The 4,052-nt window shown below is 63.5% G+C and carries 6 protein-coding genes and 1 pseudogene; 5 read left to right on the plus strand and 2 right to left on the minus strand.

Going from position 1 to position 4,052, the window contains the following annotated elements:
- The 4 genes from JCM25156_RS10335 to htpG all read left to right on the plus strand — a co-directional run.
- Window positions 1-193 (plus strand): cupin domain-containing protein (locus JCM25156_RS10335; protein ID WP_025813025.1); only part of this gene is annotated, 193 nt, incomplete at its 5' end.
- Window positions 194-204: 11 nt separating this feature from the next.
- A complete protein-coding gene (locus tag JCM25156_RS10340; RefSeq protein WP_025813027.1) occupies window positions 205-828 on the plus strand; it encodes an NUDIX hydrolase in 624 nt (207 codons plus the stop codon).
- Window positions 821-1,060, plus strand: coding sequence for a hypothetical protein (locus JCM25156_RS30215; RefSeq protein ID WP_206777862.1), 240 nt, complete (start codon window positions 821-823; stop codon window positions 1,058-1,060). The genes JCM25156_RS10340 and JCM25156_RS30215 overlap by 8 nt, the downstream gene beginning before the upstream one ends.
- Before the next feature lie 34 nt (window positions 1,061-1,094).
- Entirely contained in the window at window positions 1,095-2,978 is a 1,884-nt protein-coding gene (gene htpG / locus JCM25156_RS10350; protein ID WP_025813028.1) for a molecular chaperone HtpG, read from the plus strand.
- Between the two features lie 60 nt (window positions 2,979-3,038).
- Here htpG and JCM25156_RS32380 read toward each other — a convergent pair whose 3' ends face one another.
- Together JCM25156_RS32380 and JCM25156_RS23400 are read right to left on the minus strand one after the other, a co-directional pair.
- A complete protein-coding gene (locus tag JCM25156_RS32380) occupies window positions 3,039-3,203 on the minus strand; it encodes a phospholipase D-like domain-containing protein (protein ID WP_306301746.1) in 165 nt (54 codons plus the stop codon).
- Entirely contained in the window at window positions 3,203-3,598 is a 396-nt protein-coding gene (locus JCM25156_RS23400; RefSeq protein ID WP_306301747.1) for a hypothetical protein, read from the minus strand. The genes JCM25156_RS32380 and JCM25156_RS23400 overlap by 1 nt, the downstream gene beginning before the upstream one ends.
- A 231-nt stretch (window positions 3,599-3,829) precedes the next feature.
- Here JCM25156_RS23400 and JCM25156_RS10365 point away from each other — a divergent pair.
- Window positions 3,830-4,052 (plus strand): annotated as a pseudogene (locus JCM25156_RS10365) (S-methyl-5-thioribose-1-phosphate isomerase); the annotation flags it as partial.

Raw genomic sequence — 4,052 nt, forward strand, 5'->3', positions numbered from 1 at the left:
CAGCCGTGTCCTGCTCGGCCCGCTTGTGGGGCAGGGGCAGGTGCTTCAGGCCGTGGTGCCCGCCGGGGCATGGCAGGCCGCGTCCAGCCAGGGGGGCTGGAGCCTTGTGGCCTGTCAGGTCGCGCCTGCTTTCGTATTCAGCAGCTTTGAGCTCGCCCCGCCCGGCTGGTCGCCTGATGGAGAGACCCCGTGACGGCGCGGGCCATGCCGCAATGGCTGCTATGGGCGCGTGAACTGCAGGCCCTGGCGCAGAGCGGACTGGCCTTTACCCAGAACCCGTTCGATCGGGAACGTTATGAAAGCATAAGGAAAATCGCGGCCGACATGATGGCCGTGGGCAGCGGGGCGGTGATGGAGCGCGTGCTGGACCTCCTGACCGGCCAGCACGGCTACGCCACGCCCAAGGTCGTGGTCCGCGCGGGCGTGTTCGACGCGCGCGGGCGTATCCTGATGGTGCGCGAGCGGCTGGACCATGACCGCTGGACCCTGCCGGGCGGGTGGGCGGATGTGAACCTGACCCCGGTGGAAAACGTGATCAAGGAAGTGCGGGAGGAAAGTGGCCACACCATCCGCGTGATCCGCCTTGCCGCCGTGTGGGACCGTGACCGGCAGGGCCATCCGCCCGGACCGTTTCCGTGCTATACGCTGTTCTTCCTGTGTGAACTGACCGGCGGTGTGGCGTGCACCAGTATCGAGACATCGGAAATCGGCTGGTTCGGTGCGGCGGACATTCCCGCCGATCTGTCGGTGGGGCGCGTACTGCCCGAACAGATCGCGCGCATGTTCGTCCATGCCCGCAATGCGGACCTGCCGACGGATTTTGACTGAGACGCTGCCTGAAAATAACTACCTGATAAAAAACAGTAAAAGTTTTGGGTGCCTCCTTTTTTCAAAAAGGCGGCGTTCCCTGAAGCTTTTTGAAAAAAGCGGCACCAGAAACTCCCCCCAGGATTTGCGGGATGCCGCGAAGGGCAGGGTTTTCAGACGGCCGTTGAAAAACACGCTGGCGCAGGCCATTGAAAATCCCCGTGAAGATTTCCATATCCCTTACAAATTGTAATCTACCGGCATTTTCATAAATAACAGGACAGACAATGACCGAACAGACAACCACAACGACGCCCGAAGCCACGGGTGAACAGCATGAATTCAGCGCCGAGGTCGGGCGGCTGCTCGACCTTGTGGTGCATGCGCTTTACTCGGAACGTGAAATTTTCCTGCGTGAACTGGTGGCCAACGCCGCCGACGCCACCGACAAGCGCCGTTTCGAGGCCCTGACCGACGGCGCGCGCGCCCTGCCCGATGATGCGAAGATCCGCATCAACCCCGACAAGGATGCCCGCCTGCTGACCATCAGCGATGATGGCGCGGGCATGGGCAAGGATGAACTGGCCCGCAACCTGGGCACCATCGCGCGTTCCGGCACCCGCGCCTTTGGCGAGGAACTGGCCAACGCCAAGCCCGAGGACAAGCCGAGCCTGATCGGGCAGTTCGGCGTGGGCTTCTATGCCGCCTTCATGGTGGCGGACCGGGTGGACGTGATCTCACGCCGCGCGGGAAGCGAGGAAGCGTGGCGCTGGTCCTCCACCGGCAAGGGCAATTACACCATAAGCCCCGCCACGCGTGAGAAGGCGGGCACCGACATCATCCTGCACATCAAGGAAGACGCGAACGATTTCCTTGATTCGTGGCAGCTTGAGACGATCGTGCGCAAATGGGCCGATCACATCTCCTGGCCCATCAGCATCGTCAAGGACGGCGAGGAGACGGCCGCCAACAAGGGCACGGCCCTGTGGCGCAAGCCGCGTGGCGAGATCGACGAGGAACAGCTCAACGAGTTCTACCGTCACGTCAGCCATAATTTCGATACGCCGTGGGCCACGCTGCACTGGCATGCCGAAGGAACGCTGGAATTCTCCGCCCTGCTGTTCATTCCGGGCAGCAAGCCCTTCGAATTCGCCGAGCCGGTGCGTGAAAGCCAGATCCGCCTGCATGTGCGCCGCATGTTCATTACCGACGATGCCGGGCTGCTGCCGCCGTGGCTGCGCTTTGTAACCGGCGTGGTCGATACGGAGGATCTGCCGCTCAACGTCTCGCGCGAGATGCTGCAGGCCACTCCCGTACTGGCGCGCATCCGCAAGGCCGTGACCAACCGCGTGATCTCGGAACTCAAGACCCGCGCGAAGGACGAAGCGGATTTCGAGAAATTCTGGGACAATTTCGGCCCCACCTTCAAGGAAGGCATCTGGGATGACGCCGAGCACCGCACCGAACTGGCCACCATCGCGCGCTTCCGGTCCAGCACGCAGGAGGGCTGGACCACGCTGGATGCGTATCTGGAACGCAAGAAGCCGGAACAGGAAGCGATCTATTACCTGACCGGCGACCGGACGGAAATGCTGCCGACCTCGCCGCAGCTTGAAGGCTTCCGCGCACGCGGGATCGAGGTGCTGCTGCTGTCGGACGCGGTGGACTCCTTCTGGCCGGACCGTCTGGGCGTGTACAAGGACACGCCGCTGCGCAATATCAGCCAGTTCCACACCGATCTGGAAAAGTTCGGCGCGCCTGAGGAAACGGCGGAGGAAAAGAGCGCGCTGGAAGTGGTCGTTCCCGCGCTGAAGGAAGCGCTGGGCGACGCGGTATCGGACGTGAAGGGCACCAACCGGCTGGTCAACAGCGCCGTGGTGCTGGCGGCCCCCGAATCTGGCCCTGACCTGCAGATGATCCGGCTCATGAAGCGCAGCGGCCAGCAGGTGCCCGATACGGCCCCGGTGCTGCAGGTCAATCCCGGCCATCCGCTGATCCTCGATCTGGCCACGCGGGTAAGGAATGGCGACCCGGTGCAGGATATTGCGCTGGTGCTGATGGACATGGCCCGGATTCAGGATGGTGAAAGCCCGAAGGATCCGACCGGCTTCGCCCAGCGCCTGACCTCCATCCTGACCCGCCTGCCGGTGTCGGACGGCCCGCAGGGCTGATCCACCCGGTTGGTGTGAACCGGAACATCCCGCCATGCCCGTGCATGGCGGGATGTTTTTTTATGCGCCCCCGTCTTTTACGCGCTCCCCCTGTTCGGCCTGCCGCCTGAGCATGGCCAGCATCCGCTGCCGGATCAGGCCGCTGACGGGGCGGATCAGGTACCAGTAGGGCGCGAAACGCCACAGTACCGCCGGGGTGGGGCAGAAAACGCGCGTCTCCGTCATCAGGCGGACCGGCCACCCGGCGCGGGGTGAACGTGAAAGCCCATCGCCAGCTTGCAGACATCATCGCGGCGGCAGGCCATGAAGGACGCCGCGCAGGTAACGGGAAGCAGTCCGTAATCCGCCTTCCAGAACTTCCCGATCAGGCCCATGGCCAGTTCGTTGTCTCCCGCACGCCCCAGTGGCGTGAAGTCATCAAGGTCCAGTGGCGGCCGGCATGATCGGCCCAGCAGCCGCGCGGGTGTCTCGCGCAGGCGGATCGCGGTACGGACCAGCGGGTCCTCCCGCGCCCGGTAATGGCGGACGCAGGCAAGAATCCTGTCCGCCGGGGCGGCAATCGTGATCGCGTGCCGTTCACGGAAGGTGAAACGCGGCAGGACATCATCCAGTATCGTCATACCGGCATGTTACCTCTTTTATTCCCGCTTTCCGCGCACATCTATGTCGGGCGCGCGGGCGGGAAGGGGCGGTATGACGCCGCCCGTATGATCCATGCCTGTATGCGGGGAGAAAATCCCGGCATTCCCTGATAAAGTATTCGCCCCGGGGGGCTTGAATACACGCGAGCCGGATGCTTCCCTACGCGTCCCTGTGATGTGTTCCGGTTTTTCGACGGTGGCAATGAATATATGAAAATTGATAACGTCTCCTATCGTAGTGTCTGGGTGGATGCGGAGGATGGCTGGTCAGTCCATATCTTTGACCAGACCCGGCTGCCTTGGTCGCTCGATATTCTGCGCCTGACCGGGCGCGACCAGGTGGCGCACGCCATCCGCACCATGCAGGTGCGTGGCGCGCCGCTGATTGGCGCGGTCGCCGCCTACGGGCCTGGCGCTTGCCCTGCGCCACGAT

The organism is Komagataeibacter kakiaceti JCM 25156 (assembly GCF_000613305.1).

What these genes read in the sequence shown, in the direction of transcription:
- JCM25156_RS10340 (WP_025813027.1), top strand. Translation starts at nt 205, where the DNA reads ATGCCGCAATGGCTGCTATGGGCGCGTGAACTGCAGGCCCTGGCGCAG.
- htpG (WP_025813028.1), top strand. Translation starts at nt 1,095, where the DNA reads ATGACCGAACAGACAACCACAACGACGCCCGAAGCCACGGGTGAACAG.
- JCM25156_RS32380 (WP_306301746.1), bottom strand. Translation starts at nt 3,203, where the DNA reads ATGACGGAGACGCGCGTTTTCTGCCCCACCCCGGCGGTACTGTGGCGT.
- JCM25156_RS23400 (WP_306301747.1), bottom strand. Translation starts at nt 3,598, where the DNA reads ATGACGATACTGGATGATGTCCTGCCGCGTTTCACCTTCCGTGAACGG.